Consider the following 17,551-nt stretch of genomic DNA (forward strand, 5'->3'; position numbering starts at 1 on the left):
GGAGCCTCACAACCATCGTGGCCCCGGCCGCCTTTTCATGCCGTGGCGATCCACCAGCGTTCGGCCATTTTCAGTCCATCGTTCTCCCAGTTGGGCGCCACTTCGCCATGTGCGAGCTTTTTGGATTGGGCGCTGACGAAATTGTTGAAGACCAGCACGATGCTGCCGCCATCGTCGTGGGTTAGTTGCTGCATCTCGGCATACATTCCCGCTCGCTTGGCCTCGTCCGTCTCGGCCCGCGCCTTAACAAGCAATTCGTTGAAATGGGGATTTTTCCAGAACGACTCATTCCAGCTGGAGTCCGCGGCGAAGGCTTGCGTGAACATCCAGTCGGCCGTCGCTCGACCGCTCCAATAGGATGCGCACCAGGGTTTCTTGAGCCAGATATTGTCCCAATAAGCGTCCTCGGCCTCCCGCACGACATTGACGTCGATGCCGCATTGGGCTGCCGTCTCGCGAATGAGCGAAGCCGCATCCACCGCGCCTGCAAAAGCGGCATCGGCGACCGAGAGATCCACCTTCAGGTTCTCCATTCCGGCCTTTTTCAGGTAGTGCTTGGCTTTTTCCGGATCGAAGTTGTGTTGCGGTTGCGGATCCTTGGCGAATTTGATCGCTGGCGCGATCGGGTTGTCGTTAGCCACGGTGGCGTGGCCGAGAAAGATCTTGTCGACGATTTCTTGGCGATTGATCGCCCATTTCAATGCCATTCGCACGTCTGGATTATCAAACGGCGCCATCGCGGCATTCATCGGCAAGGTATAATGTCCGTAGCCGGTGACCTCGACGATTTCCACCTTCGGATTGCGTTTCAACATGCCGAGGGTCTTGAGGTCGGCGCGGCCGATATAGTCCACCTCGCCCGTCGACAAGGCCGCCATGCGAGCGGCAAGATCAGTGATGGCGATGAATTCCACCTCGTCGAGATAGGGCCTGCCGTTTTTGAAGTAGTTTGGATTGCGCTTGAGTTTCGCCGAAACGCCGGGCTGGAAATTCTCAAGGAGGAAAGCGCCGGTGCGAACCCCTGAAGCCCAGTCCGCCTTGCCGTCCTTGGCTGGCATGATGACCAGATGGTAGTCACTCATGATGTAAGGGAAATCGGCGTTGCCGCTCTTGAGCGTGAAGACCACCGTTTCCGGGCCGTCCGCCTTGATCCCGGCGACGGACTCCAACAGCGACTTCGCCGCCGACTTTGTGTCCTTGCCCATGTGATATTGCAATGACGACACGACGTCATCCGCCGTCACAGTCTTGCCGTTGTGGAAGGTTGCGCCTTTGCGCAGCTTGAAGGCCCAGGTCTTGGCCCCATCCGAAGATTCGAAGCTCTCGGCGAGGTCCGGTTGGACATTGCCTTTGGCGTCGACCTCAGTGAGGCTGTTGGATAGCGAGCCCGAAAACGCGGTTTGTGTGAACGTATCGGGGTAGCCGGCCGGATCGATTGAATCCGTCGTCGCGCCATGAGCCATGCCGAGCTTGGCGAAGCCGCCGTGCATCGGTTCGGCACGCGCCCTGGCGACGAAGAGCGTGTCGGCGGCGGCGACCGTCAGGCCTGCGGCTATCCCAAGATGAATGAAGTCGCGGCGGGAAACTTTGCCGCCACCGACCAGGCTTTGCGGGATACCAAGCTTGTATTCAGATTCTGACATTTGACTCTCCCATTGCGGAGTTCTCCGCGTTATTTTTTTCAAGCACCTGCGAACAAATCTGCTAGTTGGCTTCGGCCATCTTTCTTCGAATTTTTCCAATCCCAATCGGCTTTTGGGCCAATCAGGCCGTCACATAGATGCTGCCGGCTTCGACGGTGACTGGAAATGTGCGAGCGCGAATGGACGGATCGACCAAGGCTTCACCTGACTTGATGTCGAATTCCCAGCCATGCCAGGCGCATCGAACGATCTCGTTTTCGCGATGATAGATGAATTGCGCTTGTTCAACGGGCGCGGTTGTCCCGCATTGCGGTCCCTCGCAAAGTGGAGCGCCGCGGTGCGGACAGACATTCAGCAGCGCGTGGAATGAATCTCCGATGCGGAAAATCCCGACCGAAAGGCTGCGGATCTTGGCGATAAACGGAGATCCTGTTTCGATCTCGTCGACGCGGCAGATATATGTCTTCTCGGGCATCGTATGCTTCCTCAGGCAGCATTCGCAGCTTGCGCGCGGGGGATGCGTTTGTAGACTTCCAACGCATTCAGTCCCATGATCTTGCTCTTCCAGGCAGGAGGGATTTGCAGCGTGTTGGCATCGTCGTAATCCCAGTGCGGATAGTCCGACGCAAACATCAGCGTGTTTTCCCCGTCCATCGCTTCGAGCGTGGACCAGAGATGTTGGATGCTTGCAGGTTGCTCCAGCGGCTGCGTGGAAAAGCGGATGTTGCGCCGGCAATATTCCGATGGCAGCATCTTCAGCCATGGCGTCTCTTTACGCAGCGCTTTGTAGTCGGCATCCAGGCGCCACAGGACCGACGGAACCCAGGCGACACCGCACTCGATGATCACGAAGTAGAGGTCCGGCCACTTCTCGAAGACGCCATGGGCGATCATGCTTGCCACGTGCGACATCGCGGACATGTGCAAAATGGCATGCGTTTCCCAGAAGAATGTCGTGGGCGCAGGCGCAATGGCAGTTGAATTCACGCCGCCATGCCCGCCCAGATGTATGGCGAACGGCAACCCTACTTCAGCGCAAGCTTCGTAGATCGGATGGTAGAACGGGTCTCCATACGGCTTGACGGACCCTTGGGAAGCGAGAACCTGGACCATACGCGGATGACTGCCCAGACGGCGTATCTCGGCGGCAGCGAGCTTCGGATCCTGTGGTGCGATGATGATCGAACCCATGAAACGATCGTCTTTCGGCAGCCATTGGTTGATCTGATAGTCATTGTAGGCGCTGACCAGGGCGCTGGCATAGTAAGGATTGGCGAGGGTCGACGCCTCGATCGGCTCATCGCCGGTGAGGATCGCCACGTCGACTTTGTACTTGTCGAGGTGCTTCTCTTTCATGATGAGATAATTGTCGGCTTCCGTCTTCGGACGGACGTCCTTGCGGGAGAAGTCCTGCGGATGAAACCAGGGGCGATGGCCATGCGGAAATGCGCCGACTGGACCTGTTTTCTCGCCCTCGGTGAACATGTCTTTCCACAAGCCGGAAAGGTATGGCGTCAACACGGTGGCGCTTGACCAGTAATTGTGACAGTCGCAATCAACTATGAACACTTTGTTCCGCTCCGTGGCCCGTCCCGGCGGTGCGCCGGCCGATGATCTGGTGCAGCTTCCCCCTTGAGAATTGTTTGATCAAGCTTATGGTAAGCAGGAACATGATCGAATTTTTCGATCGGGATTTCCATGCAGCTTGATCACATCGAAACCTTTCTCGACATCATCGAATCGAGAAATTTCAATCGCACCGCAGATCGGTTGGGCTTAACCCAATCGACAATCAGCACCCGCATCAAGAACCTGGAGAGCGCAATCGGATCTGAACTGTTCCAACGCGGACGCGCCGGGGCAGAGCCGACTGCCGCAGGGCGCCGGTTCGAAGCCTACGCAAGATCTCTGGTATCCACTTGGTCGCAGGCTCGCCACGATGTCCGGGCCTTCAACCGTTTCGAAGGCACCTTGCGCGTTGCCGCCCAAGTGGGCATGACCCGCTCAGTCCTGCCCGGGTGGGTCGAAACCCTGTGCCAAGCACTTCCGAAGTCCTCAATCCATGTCGAGTCGGATTATTCGAACCAGATGGTCAGCGACCTCAGCATGGGAAACCTGGATATCGCGGTGCTTTATGCCCCCCGCTACTTGCCTGAGATCGCATACGAGCACCTGATGGTCGAGCAATATTTAATGGTTTCGACTGCCGCCAGAAACCTGTCGGACGTCGATCCCGACACCTACATCCGCCCAGGCTACACCGTCGTGTTGGAGAAAACGCACGCAGAGATGCTGGCTCAATTGGCGATCTGCCGACTTTCGACCGGATCGGAAGCTCTGGCGGAGATCATGCTCCGGCGAACGGGCGGCACTTGCTACATGCGCAGCGATGATGCGCGCAGGTTTACCGGTGAGATTCCATCGTTCCTGGTCGAAGGAGCGCCGACCTTGCACCAGCCAGTCCATACGGCGATACTGGCACGCCGCAAACACGAACCGATCATTCGCAAAGGCATCCGTGCTCTCCATCTCGCTGTTATGTCGCTGGAGGTTTAATCGATATTCCCGATCATAACGCTGGAATAATATTGCTGTTCAGCGGGGTAAGAACTGGCATGTTCGCTCGACCTAACGCCGAGCCGCACGATGAATGCATACGCCTCCATCCAAGCCTCAGATGTCGTGCCCACCATGCGTCAGCGGCGATGGGCACAAAAGACGCGAGATATAGTGCTCTGCCGTCGCGTGATAGACGAGACGCACGATGTGAAAACATTTGTTCTCACATCTGCCGCTGGTCGGATGTTCTGCTTCAGCGCGGGCCAGTATGTTCTCGTGCACCTCAGGATCAACGGCGCCACAATAACGCGCGCCTACTCGGTATCGTCACCGCCGACGCGACCGCTTGATCTTCAGATCACCGTGAAGCGAACGCAGGGCGGGCTCACTTCCAACTGGATCCATGACCATTTGACGCCGGGCAGCGAGATCGAGATCGAAGGGCCGCTCGGTTCGTTCAATCTGGATAAATTGCCGTCGGAGAAACCTGTTTTCCTTTCGGGCGGGAGCGGCGTGACTCCGACCATGTCAATGCTGCGTGCGCTTACAGACCGCGCAGACGACAGGGAGATCCGCTTCATTCACAGCGCGAAAACCCCAGGCGACATCATCTTCCGAGCGGAACTGGAAGCACTTGCCGCTCGCTTTCCCAATGTTCAAGTGACTTTGGTTTGCGGCCAGGGAGGTCCCGCTTGGACGGGTTCAACCGGCCGAATTGATGGTCGGATGCTGCTGAGCCTGGTTCCCGATCTTCACAAGCGCACCGTTTTTGCCTGTGGGCCCGAAGGATACATGAAGACGGCACGCGCCTGCCTTGATGCAATAGGCTTCCCGCCGGCGCAGTATCACGAGGAGAGTTTCGGAGGCAGCAATGGTTCTCGGTCGGAATTGGGCTTGGCGATTTCGTCTTCGGTCCGTTTTGTCCGCTCGGGTGTGGAGCATCGCTGCGCGCCCGGAGAGACCCTGCTGGACGCGGCGCGGAACTGTGGCATCTACATCCCAACCGCCTGCCAGCAGGGCGTTTGCGGAACGTGCCGAATAGCCAAACTATCCGGCGAGGTTACCATGGACGATTTAGGCGGACTGAATGCTAAAGAGAAATCTGCCGGCTATGTCCTGGCATGTTGCAGCCGCCCGCGAGGGACGGTTTTGCTCGACGCTTAGCTCGGCGTTGTTGACTGTTGGAAGATTCCGTCGGCGCACGCATCGGCGTCAGGGCCTAACCCAACGGCTCGACGCTCGAAGCTGTCAGTCCGTTATCGGCCCCCAAATGAGACGTTGGAAGCATTGAGGGCAGGGGGACAGTTCGTGGCGCAGACGAGATAGCAGCTCCGAGTAGTCATCGCTGTTCGCGAAACGGTCGATTTCTGGACATCGCAATGTCGGGTATGGACTAACGCGCTATCTCGGCTCGAGGACCAATTCAGGTACGCGCCTGACATTAGGTATTGAGCATAGATCCTCGCGTCCCGGAAAGCGGACGCGGCACGATCCGGGTTAGGCGAGTAAGATACGCTCGATGACGGCGGCGCGCGCGGGAACGTCGCAACCAAGGATGAAGCTGTTGCTGGAGTCGAGCGGGCATTCACGCGGCCATGCCGGAGCAGATCGGCGCTACGACGGCCCAGCAGCCTTTGTCGCGGGGGGACACCTTGCGGCGGGCGGGCCGCTGGGCCCGACCGGTGAGACTCAGCGCCCGCCGGCAAACAATATGCGCACGCCTGCCAATGCCAACGAATCATACAAAAGGAGGAAGGAAGCGATCTAACCAGCGATCGCCATTTCCGATGCCAGCGCCTAAGCCTTTTATGAGACCTAAGCGCAGCTTGCCGGCCGCAGCATGGTCCCAATTTGGGACGAATAGTTTGGCACCCATATTGCACCCACATCTTTCGCCGGCTGATCCCCGGTCCTGATCGCGTACTCTGATCAGGTGTAAGGCTCGCCGGGCTCGAGGTAGTTGGGGTCTTCGCCCGGCGAGTTGTCTGCCAATGCGCAGTCACAGCCACATGGTGACGCCATACTCCGCAATGCCGCAAGCATTCCGCAGTTGTGCATCGCCCGACCAAGGTCCGATCGGTATGGCGACTTCAGTCGCGCAAAAGGCCGATACGGTCTGCGACTCCGAATTTTTTGTTAAAATTCAGTCGGTTACAAAGAGCTTCGCAGTCGTCAGTCGCTCATTGCAACAAGCATTTATCTAAAGTTCATTCAGTCGGATTAGGAAACTCTTACAAGCCGCTCTATAACGAATCGTCGAGGTGGCTATTCGCCTGAGGAGGTACCATGACATCCCGAAAAACGCTGTTGGCAGCGCTTGCCGCGCTTGCGCTAGTGACCGCTCCTGCTTTCGCTGGCGCGGGTGGAAACGGTGGTGGTCACGGCAATGGCGGTGGTCACGGCAATGGCGGTGGTCAGGGCAATGGTGGCGGCAAGTCCAGCAACAGCGCTTCGCACGGCAAGTCGGCATCGGCTCACGCCGGAAAGAAGGCCTCGGGCGAAGACCAGGTCGCCGTCGACGACATTGAGGTCGCCGCGACGCCTAAGGACAAGAACATTCACGCCAAGCTTGGCCGGCTGAACTCGCTGCAGCGCAACATCAACGCATATATGAACTCCAAGAGCAAGAAATTCGCCGGCATTCAGGCTTATGTGACAGCGTCGGCGGCCGCGAAGAGCGCCCAAGCCGCGGTGGATGCCGCCCAAGCCGAAGTCGACGCTTTGAACGCCAAATTGAACGACCCGAATACTCCGGCTGACCAAGTCCCGACCCAGGAGCAGATCGATGCAGCGCAGGAAGCGCTCGATGCGGCCAATATAGCGGCGGCCGATGCTGCTGCCGCCGTCCCATCGCTGGATGACGCGCTCGCCGATATGGCCAACAAGCCGGTCGACGCCAAGGTCACCGAATGGGCCAACGGCGTGCTTGCCGAGAAGATCGACGAGATGGCTGCCAAGCAGACTCCCGCGGCAACGCCGTAAGGCGGTCACAGCCGAGCGATCCTAGCCGAACGTCCAAGCCGCCGGGTCACACCCCCGGCGGCAGGGCGACGACGAGCTTGCCACCTTATTCTCCTCTTTGAGGGCGACCCTAAACAAGCGGAGTCGCTACCGACGCGTAGGAACAAAGTGCCGAAATACCGTGTTGAGGAGATCGCAGCCGATGCCGTGACGGCCACCCACACCGTCAACGCGAAAACTCCGATCAGGGCGGCGCGCGAAGCGGCGGAACGCGACGTCATTCTACGCCCGGCCACATCATCGAATACAGCTCAGCCTGTAGGGCGGTCCATACCCGGCTGGCCGGCTCACGCTGGTTTCTTGAGACGCACCATGCCGTCGACCACGATGAGTTCGACTATTGACCCGGACCAGGGTTCTCTCGGTCTGGTTTTGAGCGAGGGGGGAAGCAATACGATTTCCTGGACGTGCCGCTTGAGGCGTTTGTCGCGTTCAAATCTGCCTTCACCAAGGGCCGCTATTCAACAATCACATCCGCAACCAACTATGCATTCCGGCTTGCCCAAGAAAAGGCTGCAGGCTCCTTGGACGATTAAGGGAGGTGCTTTCAGAAAAAGGGCCCGCGCTGATCGAAGGGCGCGGGCCGGTCCGTTGCCGCCGGTCGGCAGCGGGAGGCATCCATTCCGGCCGGTGCAAACCGGCCTCTCCCGGCACAATTAGCAACCTTCGGCAGTCGTTTTCATCTGTCCAGGGGCTGCGGACTTGGCACTGGTGTCATCCTGTTGACCAGGAGCGGCCTGCTTGGCACTGCCACTCTGCTGGCCCGGCGCACAGTCCTTCGCTGAGTTCGAATTGGTCGACTTCGTTGTGGTCGAATCCGTGTTGTTATCTGTCGTCGGCATCGTTGTGGTAGTGGAGGAGCCACTCGACGTCGTCCCTGTTGTCCCTGTCGTCCCCGCGAACGCAAGCCCGCTGGAAACAGCCATCATGGCAGTGGCAAAAAGAAGCCGCTTCATTCTTCATCTCCTAATGACAAGTAATGTCCCTTCCATTCGATAACGGGGGATGCGAAGGATCGGTTCCAATGCGATCTTGTGTTGACCGGCAGCTTTGGGGCGGCCGTTAGCGGACTGGCAGCCTTCACGCGGCGGATCTTCGGTAGCTGACATTCCGGCTAGCGCGGACATCGCCTTCCCCATGGGCAGAAATTAGTCTCCTGGGGCCCGCCCACGTTTCTCTCAAGCCACCGATTTCATGGCCGACAGGTTATCACGATGTGTCTGAAGGTGGAGAAGCTGATCGTCGCCCTTGGTTGTGCAGCCCTTCAGCCGTGGGCCAACCTCCGAACACCCTTGAAAAAGAACTTGAAGTCGTCCCGCACCAGAGCGAACGTCTTCGGATGATCGGGATAACACGGCGGTCACGAGACACCTGTTCCCGCGTTTTTTGCTCGCTCGCCGGCGCAGCGGCAAATTGATCATAGACGGTACTAAGTGGTCTTGCTGCTCCGGCATCTCGCCGTGAGGAAGAAATGACGCCGAGAATGCCCAACTGTCGTCGGGTCCGCTGGCCGCGCTTATGGGTCACGCCGCAGGCGTTGCAATCCCTTCTAAAGCGATGATCCTGGTGTTAGCGGAACGTTTGCGGATCTCGATCAGCCGGGCGTATTCCGGCGAATTATACCAGCCCATCAATGACGCCATGTCGGGGAATTCGACAATGACCAGTCGGTGTGGATCCCAATCACCTTCCAAAACCTTGGTGGCGCCACCGCGGCCCAGGTACCGCCCACCGTACCGCTCTTCGGTAGCGGGAACGTCCCGCCGATATTCCTCGAACAAGGCAGCGTCTTTTACGTCTACATCCGCTATCAGATAGGCAGCCATCTGTGTTTCCTCCTTAGACCCCGCTCGCCCTCCTCGGCTTCGGCGTCGTCGGTCCGCACCCTAACGACGATCTCCGTGGCGACATCCAGCGCCAGCGCGCTTTTCGATGATTGTTGGCGCTGCCACGGCTTTCCTTCTTTCGCATGGTTCGCAAACATTAGCATGATCGCATGCTCTCGTGTCTGGCGGTCTCCCTCAAAGCGTCATCGAGCGCCCTTCAGATGAGACACCGCCGTCTCGACAGGTAGGCTCGGCAGGGTTCGGTATTTCTTCGGTTCTTTTCAACCAAAGCTTGTCGAAAAGCGCGAATGAAAATAGGAAATATGCAACCTGAAAGATGATAAAAATCAGCAAGGTCCATGCAAGGGACTTCCAGAACGAATCGGTTGCTAGGTAAATCCAGGTCGCTACCACGGTCGACGTGGCAAACATCCCAATCAGTAATCGCGGAAAAAACATCATGTTCAATGCCGCCCCATAGCTGGACCGACCGGTCTCACGTCTACTCCCCAGAAGAACGTAAGGTTTCACTAAATTAGTAATTGCGCAAGCACCAATGGCCAGAACCAAACCTTCCGAACAGCTTTCCCGGGCTGAAATCGAGCGCTTCCTGGCGGCAGCCGAAGCGCTGCACAAGAGCGTATTCGGGTCGCTGTGCGTACCACAGCGAGCATGCCAAGCTCTGTGAGGTCCATCGACCCCTTTTGAAGGCGATCGAGAACATCACCGGCCACAAGGCGCAGTTCATCCAAAGGAACGGGACAGGGCCGTCTCAGCCGCGCGGGAGCCGTCTGGCTAGCCGCCGGTCAAGTCCTATAAGCTCGGATGCGAAGCTTCGCTTCTCTTCCCGCAGGGTATTGCGATGCATTTTAAGCGCTTGAGTTTGCCGGCGGTCTTCTCGAAGCGTACACTTTAATACCTGGGGGGCGAAGCCCGCCAGCCGAACGGTTGCCCTCCGCTCGCAGCCAACCGGCTCCGTGGCTCGGTGAATGGCTAGCACTGTCGCAGCAGTCCTCCGAACGCAGCCCGCCATGGCGGTGGCCGGCTTAGCAGTCTGATCCCCCTCGCGGGCGAGATTGTCCACGTCGAGCGGATTGCTGACCAGTTTCAGCGCGCCGTCCGGGTTGCGCGGCCATTCCGCTTCCGGGCGATCCCAATAGAGTTCTACCCCGTTGCCGGGGATCGCGCACATAGATCGCCTCCGAGCCGCCATGGTCATTCGCGCCGGTGAGCGTCACCCCTGCTGCTCGCAGGCGGCGCAGCGCAGCCGCCAACGCCGCCCGTGTCGGATAGAGAAAGGCGACATGGTGTAGGCCCGTCGTGCCAATCGGGGGCGCGGCGCCGCCGCGGCTTTTCCAGTTAGTGAGCGCCAGATGATGGTGATATCCGCCCGCCGCGAGAAAGGCAGCCTCCTCGCTTAGCGACATGGTGACGCCGAACCCGAGGGCACCGCAATAAAAGGCTAGCGATCGCTCGATGTCGGCGACGTTGAGATGGACGTGACCGACCCGAACGCGCGGGTTGATGGCATATTTTTCGACGACGCTGGCGGCGTCATTGGGATTGATCGATTGATCGTTCATGGCCTCCGCTCCCCTGCTGGCGATTTCCACAAGCGAAATCATCGCGCAAATGCATTGCCCGGAAAATATGAGATGACTGGAATGAGCATCCCGTTTTCTGCATAATCCGGGAATGCGCATCGACGAGATATGTTCGGCTGACGGCGTCAGTGGAAATCGCGCAGACGCTTCTACCGCCTGTTATTGCAGCGTTCCGTAAGGCTTATCCGGCGGTTGCCGTTGATCTCGTCGTCACCGACCGCGTTGCCGATCTCGTCGCCGACGGCATCGACCTCGCCGTGCGCGTCGGCCCGTTGCGCGATTCCAGCCTGATCTCACGCGCTTTCGTGACGGGTCCTTCAGGACTGTTTGCTTCCCAGGCCTACCTCGACCGCCGGGGCACACCTGTCTCACTGGAGCAACTCGAACATCACGATCTCATCGCCCTCAGCAAGGCATGGGCGCGACCGCTGCCGATGCTGGCGGGCGACCGGAAGATCGGTGTTGACCTGACAGGGGGCCTCGCCTGCGATGATCTGCTAACGGTGAGGGCGCTCGTGGCGATGGGATTGGGCATCAGCTTTCTTCCAGGCTATCTCGCCCATCAGCTCGATCTGGTGCGGGTACTCCCCGAACTGCGTTCACCGTTTACCGGCCTATTCTTTGCTTATCCGGCACAGAAGTTTGTGCCCGCACGGGTCAGGGAGTTCATCGATTTCGCCGCTTCTTCCGTTAAGCGTCTGGGACTTCATCCCTAGCCGCGGTGGGCGCAACGACACGGGTATTGGTTTGAGAGGAATCCGGTGTGATTCATAGATTGCCGACTGATTCTGGAGGTCGGCAATGTCTACGAAGATGACGGAGATGGATTGGTTGGCGGCGGTGGAGGTGTTCCGCGGATCGCTGCCACGGCGCGGAGCCAAGGGTCGGGACGACCTGCTATTCGTGGAGGCTCTGCACTATTCTCAGTCCACAACATTACATGGCGAGCGCTGCCGGAGCGTTTCGGCAAATGGAACAGCGTTTGGAAACGCTTCGACCGGCTGAGCAAGGCGGGCGTGTTCGAAACGTTCTTTGATCATCTCGCTGCGCTCTCGTCGTCGGCGCACCTGGTGCAGATGTTCGACAGCTCCGTGGTGCGCGCTCATGTCTCGGCGGTAGGGGCAAAAGGGCATAGGCGATAAGATAGGTATTGCCCTGCGGAATCCGGTGGGATTCTAACTGGGATGACACACGAATTGCTTGCAGACGACGGTTGGACCGAGACGATTGAGCTTCTCGGCGGCGAAGATTTGCTTACGCGGAGCGCCCGCGAGACGAAGGCGTTCCTGCGTCCGCAGGGCGTTCAATCGGCGCCCGATCTGTTGCGCCTGACGCGCGGCGGCTTCTCGACCAAAATCCATCTGAAGACACCTAACGCGTCATTTGGACAGCGACCCATTACTTGGCCCGCCGGCTCATGCTGGCGGGCTTTTTTGCGTCAGTCGGGAACATCCTCGCTCTGAGGCTGTTCGGTCACACCCGGCTCGTTCTTCAGCGATTCCTGCCGGTGACCAAGATGTCCTCTCCACTCGTCATGGTCGGCCCGCGCAGCCTCGGAAGCAGGCGCGGGCCTCATTCGCCGTCATTGCTGTGTTCTCGGTGCGCAACCGCTTCTTTGAATGCGCGTGCTGCTGCATCCCAAGCGACACGTGAGGAGCCGTTCACGGACAAGATGATTTCGGCTGCCTTCACGGTCAAACCGTGTTTTTCGGCGAACTCTGCGGCTGTGTATGCGAGTTTTGTTTTTTCGCTACTCCGCATTTCTGACTCCATAGATCTCTTGCGCCTCGTGCAAGCTCTGTCGGGCCTGTTGCAGTGATCGATGCAAGTTCGCCAGCAATTCGTCGGCGTCGGCCGTCGGACTGCCTTCGTGATCCAGTAAGCCGACGATAATATCCTGCTTGGAAACGATGCTCTCGTTGTGAACGAGTTGGCCCATAAAATACATGAGCCGGCTCTGTGCCTGTGTGGGCATGGGCCTTCTCCCTGGTCGGGCGAAAGCCTGATGATCGCTCCCAAGCGCCTCGTGCCTGTTTGTTTTTGATTTTTCGAGGCGACCGCAGCAGTGTGCGCTCGTTAGCAGGCCATGGCAACCGGCCAGGCAATTTCAGCATCCACGCTGCGCACGCCGCCCTGACCGCGCGTGCCGGCCCCTGGCGTCGCTCGGCCGCTACTTCAGTGTTTCCGGTTGACAATCGTGGTCGGCGCACCGCATTTTCGCATTGAGGGACAAACGTGGGGAACCCTGCATGAAGAAGCCTTATCAGAAGCCGGACCTAAGAAGCGCGAGAAGCTCTCGGCCGTAACGGCTGTGTGCACGCCATCAACCTGCACCGATGAGTGAGAACCTTTAGGCCCAAGGCGCTTTGCCGAAATTCGCTAGAGAGGGACTGCAGTGAAGAAAGAATACAGCAAGCCAGTACTGACCAAACGTGGGCGTCTCAGCGCAGTGACGGCGCAATTGGCACCCAGTGTTGAACCCAGAGGAGCCTAGGCAAACCCCTGCAACAAAGCCAGTTGGCTTCGGCGGCGGGCTTTTCCGCTTCCAGGCGCCGAAACTTATCTTCGCGTGCCTGTCACAACGAGCCATGCGGTTTCCGTGCTCGGTCTCCGCACTTCAGGGTCGCTGAGCCCTGCATCTCGCAAGGCAGCAATGACCTCATCCGGCTCGCGAGGTGTAAAAATGTCGGCCGGCATGTTCATCCTGTCCATATGCGCCTTCGGAAGGAAGCCAAGCACGACGCGACCGCCTGGTTTGAGGACGCGAGCGAGCTCTGCGGATCCAGCTCTAAGGCTTTGCCAGAAGTACACTGTGTGGACGCTGAGAGCCTTGTCGAATGTGCTATCCGGCAAGGGCAAGTCCTCGACTAGCCCGACTCGGAACTCGGCTCGTCCGGCGCGCACTGCATCGGCGAACCGGCGGCAGGCAGCGTTCACGACATCTGCGAGCGGTCAACCCCGCAAACGAATGCTGCCTCACGGCGAAATTGCGGCAGTAAAACTGCGCCGCCGAAACCGACCTCCACGGCGCGATCTTCCGGGACCAGTTGCACTTGATCGAGAGCGTAGCCGTTGAGCCGGGCATTGCCCCGGTTCATTCCGGCCCGGACCAGCCAGCCGCCGGTTCGGTCGGCCAGGACAGTGGTTTCGCATAAATCGTGGCGCCATCCGATCCCACCCGTATTCGGGTCATCTAGCCACCATGCGCCTAGAAGCGGCCGCCCCGCAAACGCTGCTTCGATAGCGATGACCAGTTGGGTTGTGCTGCGCTCTTAGGCGTCGAATTCCAGCGGCTGGTGGTCCGGTTGCTCGTGCCACATCACCTGGCGGAAGTCGCGACGGTCTACCTTTTGCGCGCAAATGGGGCGCGCATAGAAATGCTCTTCCCAGTCAGGTCATGTGGCTTGCCGGGGATGGGCGGTCCGAGGTCGGCTATTCTGGTCATGCCCGACCGAACCCGTCGCAGCGACAACAGTTCCGGAAAGGCGTGCCTGTTGCCCGATCGCCCGCTCGCATTTTTTGTACCATATATTCGCGGCCTCCATTAGCGTCCTCTCATGGCAACTCTGCGGTACGGGGTAAGGCGGGAACCGGATGGGACGTGGACGGTATTCGACGTGTTCACCGGGCTGCCGGCTATTGTAGCGGGCCACCCATCTGTCGACCTTCCCGACATGGAGTATGCCGAAGAGCTGGCGGCCATCCTGAATGCCAACGACCCAAAGCAGAGGCTATCTCACGGAAGGTTCCCGGGAGGGTTCGCCTGACTGAGGTGTGATTCGCCCGCATTCGTACTGCCCATCCAGGGTGGTTCGTCCGATCCGCACAAGGATTTGTTATTGAACTACCGACTACCAGGGTCTTAAATCGACTTGCCATTGCTTTTCGTAGGGAGGATGTGATGAGCAACGTGGTGCCAATCCGCAAGGCGTTGCCTCGCGTGGAGGTGGTCGGAGCCAGTGGCGAATGGGTCGTGCGCATCATAGAGACCGACCAGGAAATTACACGCTCATTCGGCCTGGAATCGTTTGCGCTGTCCTTCGCTGAAGGCCAGCGGATACGGCTACATCTCGACAAGATTGTGCGGCTTTAGGACCCTCCTGCGGCTGGGTAACCTCAGGGCCGCGACGGTGATGGCCCATGGATATGCTTGAACAGGAGACTGCCGATCTCCTGCATTGCCGTCTATCCGGGTAAGCCGCTAAACGGAGACTTCACCGCAGACGCTGCCGATCATCGGGATCAACACGAAGCTGTCATCCCGAACTTGGTGGTGATCGTGAAATCTTGTGCTTCACAAACCACACCCATGAGGAGAATGCTTCCGCTGTCCGAACTCACGACCTGGCAATTTGGCGCCTTGCGCGAAGCGCGATCGACCCAAGATATGCGTGTGTGGATCTAGGACTCCTGTCGAGGCTCAATGGCGGAACAGCCGCGCAGCCATGTGGCTCTCAATCACGGACGGTCAGGTTGCGGCCCCAAAGCTGCCGGTCAGCAATGCGCCTCCGTTGGCCGTAATGATGACGCCGCGTGAAGCACATGCGAGGCGAGGAGGAATTGCAGCACATCTACTTCGTCTGGCAGGTCGGACTTCATCGAATCGGAACGGGTTTTTTACACATTCGTTTATCTATTCGTGGTTCCTAATACATATGGCATCCAACGCGTTCACCCGGATCTGGTTTGCTTTGGGCCGCCTAAGGCGCCTCACGAACGGTAACGTTGCCGTCATCGTTGCCTTCACCTTGCCGGTCGTGGTCGGCGGCGCCGGCCTCGGTGTGGAGACATCCTTCTGGTATTACAGCAGCCTTAAGCTGCAGGCCGTTGCCGATGCCGCGGCCTATGCCGGCGCGCTCGAGAAAGTCGCGGGTTCCGATAACCCGACCATCATCGCCGCCGCCACGCAGTCCGCGACCTCGAACAATTTTGCCACGCCGGGCACGATCCAGGTCAACACGCCGCCATTGTCCGGCCCGAACACCGCGAAGAAGGCAGTGGAGGTCATCGTCAAGCAGAACCTCGATCGCTACTTCACGGCGATTTTCAACCAGGCGCCCGTTGCCGAACAGGCAAGGGCGGTGGCGCTGATCAATGACGCCTCCAAGGCTTGCGTGCTGGCGCTTAGTCAGTCGGCCTCCCAGGCTGCGCTCTTTTCCGGCAACACCACCGTCAACCTCACCGGCTGTTCGGTCATGTCGGACTCGATTGCCTCGGACGCCATAAAGACGCAGGGCTCGGCGGTGCTCAAGGCCGACTGCCTGATCACGGTCGGCGGCATGGTGCTGAACAATCCGGCGACCACGGTCTGCAAGTCCAACATCACCCAAGCCTTGCCGGCAGCCGATCCTTTCTCCAGCTTGGCGGCGCCGACGGCCGGGAACCCGTGCAAGTCTGTCAACGGCAACAAGACGTCGCAAACACTCCAGCCTGGCACCTACTGTAGCGGCATGAGCCTCAGCGGCAACGTCACCCTGCAGCCCGGCGTCTACGTCGTGCAGGGCGGTATGAAGGTCAACGCCAACGCGGTCGTCGCGGGCAGCGGGGTAACCATCTTCATGGCAGGCAGCAACACTGTCAGCATGAACGGCAACGCCAAGGTGACGCTGAGCGCGCCTACCTCCGGAGCCTATTCCGGCGTGCTGTTCTATGGCGACAGGACCGGGACTGCGGCGCAGAGCACCTTCAATGGCACAGCGGACTCGCTTTTGACCGGCGCCATCTATTTTCCCAGGCAGCAGGTCAACTATCTTGGCAACTTCTCGGGGAACGGTGGCTGCACTCAGGTCGTCGCCGACACCATCCAGTGGTCCGGCAGTACGACCATCAAGCAGGACTGCACCAGCCTCGGGATGAAGAACATTCCGGCGACGCAATCCGTTCAGCTCGTCGAGTAGCGGGATGGGTGGGCGGACCTTGCGCATTGTCCTGGACAAATCCGGGATAGCTGCCGTCGAGTTTTCCATGTTGCTGCCCATCCTGTGCCTCGTCTGCCTCGGCATCGCCGACGGCTGGTCCTACGTAACGAGTTACCTGCAGATGCGCGCGGGCGTTAAAACCGCGGCCAATCTCGTAATGGCCGGCGCGTCCAATGACACCGGAACGCAGGCGGTCGCGCTTTCGAGCTGGAACGACAAGCCCGAGGACGCCGCGGTCGTACTGGTCCGCTCCTATTTGTGCGGCGCCACGGTCGTGGATGCGACCACCATTTGCGGCGGAACGAAGCTGCCGACCGTCTTCGTCCAGATAACGGCGACGGGCACCTGGGTGCCCCCGTTTAACTTCGGTGTCTTCCCGGACCCGCGCGCGATCAGTCATCAGCAGGTGATCCGTGTCCGCTGAAAGGATCGGATCCAGGTGGCGCCGTGACTGCTCCGGCGCAGCCGGGCTGGAATTCGCCTTGATCGCGCCTTTCCTGGTGATGCTTTTGTTCGGAATCTTCGCCTTCGGCTGGGCCATGAATGCCGTGTCGACCGTCCGCTATACACTGGAAACCTCTTCTCGGGCGCTGCAGCTGAACAACACGCTTTCGCAGAGCGACATCCAGGCTATCGCCACGCAGAAATTGGTGAACCTGGGTCTGAAGAACGTCATTGTGACGATCGCGACCGACCCTGCCAGCGGCGGTTTCAAGATGGCGCATCTGACCGCCAGCTATGCCTTCGTCATCGCTTTCCCGTATTTCGACCAGTATCCGATAAATTACGCCACGACCGTCACGGTGCCCCTGGTTGCCAGCTAGGATACGGCCCGCTTGGTTGAGTTGGCGGCCCTGTATTCAGCTTCCCAAGGCAATGCGTCGAAGTCGGGCTTGTGCCCCGCTTCACGGTAGGCGGCCTGAGTGAGGAAGCCTGCTTTGTCCCGCTCCACAACGCAAACAAATGGCGGAGTGCCCGGG

19 protein-coding genes and 1 pseudogene are annotated in these 17,551 nt (G+C 59.1%); 10 read left to right on the top strand and 10 right to left on the bottom strand.

Annotated elements, in window-relative coordinates:
* Positions 1 to 35 precede the first annotated feature (35 nt).
* The 3 genes from ACYG97_RS06850 to ACYG97_RS06860 are packed head-to-tail and all read right to left on the bottom strand — an operon-like array spanning position 36 to position 3,212.
* Positions 36 to 1,742 (bottom strand): ABC transporter substrate-binding protein, encoded by a 1,707-nt coding sequence (locus ACYG97_RS06850; protein ID WP_245260899.1) that lies wholly within the window; start codon positions 1,740 to 1,742, stop codon positions 36 to 38.
* 22 nt (positions 1,743 to 1,764) lie between these two features.
* Positions 1,765 to 2,118, bottom strand: coding sequence for a Rieske (2Fe-2S) protein (locus ACYG97_RS06855; RefSeq protein ID WP_023673824.1), 354 nt, complete (start codon positions 2,116 to 2,118; stop codon positions 1,765 to 1,767).
* 11 nt (positions 2,119 to 2,129) lie between these two features.
* Positions 2,130 to 3,212 carry an amidohydrolase family protein gene (locus ACYG97_RS06860; RefSeq protein WP_031262580.1) on the bottom strand — a complete coding sequence of 361 codons (1,083 nt, stop codon included), beginning with the start codon at positions 3,210 to 3,212 and terminating at the stop codon, positions 2,130 to 2,132.
* A 129-nt stretch (positions 3,213 to 3,341) separates the two neighbouring features.
* Between ACYG97_RS06860 and ACYG97_RS06865 the strand changes: the two genes are divergently transcribed.
* The 3 genes from ACYG97_RS06865 (at position 3,342) to ACYG97_RS06875 (ending at position 7,184) form a co-directional block, all read left to right on the top strand.
* Positions 3,342 to 4,199: a LysR family transcriptional regulator gene (locus tag ACYG97_RS06865; protein WP_023734819.1), complete on the top strand. Its 858-nt coding sequence runs from the start codon at positions 3,342 to 3,344 to the stop codon at positions 4,197 to 4,199.
* Positions 4,200 to 4,409: 210 nt separating this feature from the next.
* Positions 4,410 to 5,366, top strand: coding sequence for an FAD-binding oxidoreductase (locus ACYG97_RS06870; RefSeq protein WP_198027084.1), 957 nt, complete (start codon positions 4,410 to 4,412; stop codon positions 5,364 to 5,366).
* 1,122 nt (positions 5,367 to 6,488) lie between these two features.
* Positions 6,489 to 7,184: a hypothetical protein gene (locus ACYG97_RS06875; RefSeq protein ID WP_460221569.1), complete on the top strand. Its 696-nt coding sequence runs from the start codon at positions 6,489 to 6,491 to the stop codon at positions 7,182 to 7,184.
* A 695-nt stretch (positions 7,185 to 7,879) separates the two neighbouring features.
* On the opposite strand, the gene ACYG97_RS06880 is transcribed toward ACYG97_RS06875, so the two are convergent.
* The 4 genes and pseudogenes from ACYG97_RS06880 to ACYG97_RS06895 form a co-directional block, all read right to left on the bottom strand.
* Entirely contained in the window at positions 7,880 to 8,179 is a 300-nt protein-coding gene (locus ACYG97_RS06880; RefSeq protein WP_023726886.1) for a hypothetical protein, read from the bottom strand.
* Between the two features lie 567 nt (positions 8,180 to 8,746).
* Positions 8,747 to 9,049 carry a DUF1330 domain-containing protein gene (locus ACYG97_RS06885; RefSeq protein WP_023670645.1) on the bottom strand — a complete coding sequence of 101 codons (303 nt, stop codon included), beginning with the start codon at positions 9,047 to 9,049 and terminating at the stop codon, positions 8,747 to 8,749.
* Between the two features lie 195 nt (positions 9,050 to 9,244).
* Positions 9,245 to 9,685, bottom strand: coding sequence for a hypothetical protein (locus tag ACYG97_RS06890; RefSeq protein ID WP_245260903.1), 441 nt, complete (start codon positions 9,683 to 9,685; stop codon positions 9,245 to 9,247).
* Positions 9,686 to 10,112: 427 nt separating this feature from the next.
* Positions 10,113 to 10,632 (bottom strand): annotated as a pseudogene (locus ACYG97_RS06895) (VOC family protein); the annotation flags it as partial.
* Positions 10,633 to 10,769: 137 nt separating this feature from the next.
* Between ACYG97_RS06895 and ACYG97_RS06900 the strand changes: the two are divergent.
* From ACYG97_RS06900 to ACYG97_RS06910, 3 genes are all read left to right on the top strand, one after another.
* Positions 10,770 to 11,369, top strand: a complete 600-nt coding sequence (locus tag ACYG97_RS06900) for a substrate binding domain-containing protein (RefSeq protein ID WP_280940056.1) — start codon at positions 10,770 to 10,772, stop codon at positions 11,367 to 11,369.
* 111 nt (positions 11,370 to 11,480) lie between these two features.
* Entirely contained in the window at positions 11,481 to 11,795 is a 315-nt protein-coding gene (locus ACYG97_RS06905; RefSeq protein WP_198029761.1) for a transposase, read from the top strand.
* A 42-nt stretch (positions 11,796 to 11,837) separates the two neighbouring features.
* A complete protein-coding gene (locus tag ACYG97_RS06910) occupies positions 11,838 to 12,116 on the top strand; it encodes a hypothetical protein (RefSeq protein ID WP_023734835.1) in 279 nt (92 codons plus the stop codon).
* Between the two features lie 109 nt (positions 12,117 to 12,225).
* On the opposite strand, the gene ACYG97_RS06915 is transcribed toward ACYG97_RS06910, so the two are convergent.
* The 3 genes from ACYG97_RS06915 to ACYG97_RS06925 form a co-directional block, all read right to left on the bottom strand.
* Complete coding sequence (locus ACYG97_RS06915; protein WP_245260902.1) at positions 12,226 to 12,414, bottom strand: hypothetical protein; 189 nt, start codon at positions 12,412 to 12,414, stop codon at positions 12,226 to 12,228.
* On the bottom strand, positions 12,404 to 12,628 hold the full coding sequence (locus ACYG97_RS06920) for a hypothetical protein (RefSeq protein ID WP_023716269.1): 225 nt from the start codon (positions 12,626 to 12,628) through the stop codon (positions 12,404 to 12,406). Before ACYG97_RS06920 ends, ACYG97_RS06915 begins: the two co-directional genes overlap by 11 nt.
* A 584-nt stretch (positions 12,629 to 13,212) precedes the next feature.
* Positions 13,213 to 13,590: a class I SAM-dependent methyltransferase gene (locus tag ACYG97_RS06925; protein WP_023734843.1), complete on the bottom strand. Its 378-nt coding sequence runs from the start codon at positions 13,588 to 13,590 to the stop codon at positions 13,213 to 13,215.
* A gap of 964 nt (positions 13,591 to 14,554) precedes the next feature.
* On the opposite strand from ACYG97_RS06925, the gene ACYG97_RS06930 reads away from it, so the two are divergent.
* The 4 genes from ACYG97_RS06930 to ACYG97_RS06945 all read left to right on the top strand — a co-directional run bounded on the left by ACYG97_RS06930 (position 14,555) and on the right by ACYG97_RS06945 (position 17,395).
* Complete coding sequence (locus ACYG97_RS06930; RefSeq protein WP_023734840.1) at positions 14,555 to 14,746, top strand: hypothetical protein; 192 nt, start codon at positions 14,555 to 14,557, stop codon at positions 14,744 to 14,746.
* 562 nt (positions 14,747 to 15,308) lie between these two features.
* Positions 15,309 to 16,550 carry a pilus assembly protein TadG-related protein gene (locus ACYG97_RS06935; RefSeq protein WP_460221570.1) on the top strand — a complete coding sequence of 414 codons (1,242 nt, stop codon included), beginning with the start codon at positions 15,309 to 15,311 and terminating at the stop codon, positions 16,548 to 16,550.
* Positions 16,551 to 16,569: 19 nt separating this feature from the next.
* Positions 16,570 to 16,995, top strand: a complete 426-nt coding sequence (locus ACYG97_RS06940; RefSeq protein ID WP_245260130.1) for a TadE/TadG family type IV pilus assembly protein — start codon at positions 16,570 to 16,572, stop codon at positions 16,993 to 16,995.
* A complete protein-coding gene (locus ACYG97_RS06945) occupies positions 16,985 to 17,395 on the top strand; it encodes a TadE/TadG family type IV pilus assembly protein (RefSeq protein ID WP_023708223.1) in 411 nt (136 codons plus the stop codon). The genes ACYG97_RS06940 and ACYG97_RS06945 overlap by 11 nt, the downstream gene beginning before the upstream one ends.
* Positions 17,396 to 17,551 lie beyond the last annotated feature (156 nt).

The organism is Mesorhizobium sp. W067 (assembly GCF_054719525.1).

Bases quoted from the DNA above. Each gene is read 5' to 3' on its own strand.
- ACYG97_RS06935 (WP_460221570.1), top strand. From the start codon at position 15,309: ATGGCATCCAACGCGTTCACCCGGATCTGGTTTGCTTTGGGCCGCCTA.
- ACYG97_RS06885 (WP_023670645.1), bottom strand. From the start codon at position 9,049: ATGGCTGCCTATCTGATAGCGGATGTAGACGTAAAAGACGCTGCCTTG.
- ACYG97_RS06920 (WP_023716269.1), bottom strand. From the start codon at position 12,628: ATGCCCACACAGGCACAGAGCCGGCTCATGTATTTTATGGGCCAACTC.
- ACYG97_RS06880 (WP_023726886.1), bottom strand. From the start codon at position 8,179: ATGAAGCGGCTTCTTTTTGCCACTGCCATGATGGCTGTTTCCAGCGGG.
- ACYG97_RS06910 (WP_023734835.1), top strand. From the start codon at position 11,838: ATGACACACGAATTGCTTGCAGACGACGGTTGGACCGAGACGATTGAG.
- ACYG97_RS06930 (WP_023734840.1), top strand. From the start codon at position 14,555: ATGAGCAACGTGGTGCCAATCCGCAAGGCGTTGCCTCGCGTGGAGGTG.
- ACYG97_RS06875 (WP_460221569.1), top strand. From the start codon at position 6,489: ATGACATCCCGAAAAACGCTGTTGGCAGCGCTTGCCGCGCTTGCGCTA.
- ACYG97_RS06855 (WP_023673824.1), bottom strand. From the start codon at position 2,118: ATGCCCGAGAAGACATATATCTGCCGCGTCGACGAGATCGAAACAGGA.
- ACYG97_RS06915 (WP_245260902.1), bottom strand. From the start codon at position 12,414: ATGCGGAGTAGCGAAAAAACAAAACTCGCATACACAGCCGCAGAGTTC.
- ACYG97_RS06865 (WP_023734819.1), top strand. From the start codon at position 3,342: ATGCAGCTTGATCACATCGAAACCTTTCTCGACATCATCGAATCGAGA.